The organism is Streptomyces deserti, assembly GCF_054782695.1.
This window is the reverse complement of record NZ_BAAGRZ010000116.1, coordinates 1-967: the sequence shown is the minus strand read 5'-3', so window position 1 is coordinate 967 and position 967 is coordinate 1. Positions and strand designations below refer to the sequence as shown.

The 967-nt window shown below is 71.1% G+C and carries 1 protein-coding gene; it reads right to left on the bottom strand.

Annotated features, from left to right (window positions below; all coding sequences use genetic code 11):
- Nucleotides 1-967 (bottom strand): polyketide synthase dehydratase domain-containing protein (locus ACYVMZ_RS39335; RefSeq protein ID WP_461088115.1); only part of this gene is annotated, 967 nt, incomplete at both ends.

The following is a 967-nucleotide window of genomic DNA, read 5'->3' as shown; positions in this document are numbered from 1 at the left end:
ACCACCACCACCGACCACCACACACGACTCCGGCGACACACCACCCCCCGCAACCGACCCCACAACCCACTCCACCCGCAACAACGAATCGCTCTGGGACGACGCTCCCTCACTCGCCTCCGGCACCGAAACCGGCCGCAGGACAAGGGAGTCCACCTGCGCGACCGGCTCACCGGACGTGTCCGCGACGGCCAGCGACACTCCGTCCGTGCCGGCAGCGGTCAGACGTACGCGCAGGACGGACGCGCCTGCCGCGAAGAGCGAGACACCGCTCCACGAGAACGGCATGCGCCCCTGTGCGGTGTCACGCACGAACGTCCCGAGGCCCAGCGGGTGCAGAGCGGCGTCAAGCAGAGCGGGGTGCAGGCCGTAGTCGGCGGCGTCTTCCCGGTGCTCCTCCGGCAGGGCGACCTCGGCGAAGAGCTCTTCTCCTCGCTGCCAGACAGACCTCAGGCCCTGGAATGCCGGACCGTACGCGAACCCGGCCTCGGCCAGGCCGTCGTACAAAGCGTCGATGCCGACCGGCTCCGCGCCGGACGGGGGCCACTGGGTGAGGTCGAACTCGGGAGTAAGCCTCGAGTCCGTCAGGGTTCCGGTGGCGTGGTGGAGCCACGGTTCGTCCGACCACAGCTCGTGCGAAGAGGTCTCCTGCGAGCGCGAGTACAGGTTCACCGACCGACGGCCCGACGCGTCGGCGGGGCCGATGGCGAGCTGCACCTGGACACCGCCGTGCTCGGGCAGCACCAGGGGGGCCTGGAGCGTCAGTTCCTCCAGGAACGCACAGCCGACCCGCTGTCCGGCGTGCAGGGCCAGTTCGACGAAGGCCGTGCCCGGCAGCAGGACGGTGCCGGCCAGGGCATGCCCCGCCAGCCACGGATGCGACTGCAACGACAGCCGCCCGGTGAACAGGAACCCGTCCCCGTCGGCCAAGGCGATCGCCGCGCCGAGCAGCGGGTGCTCCGCCGCG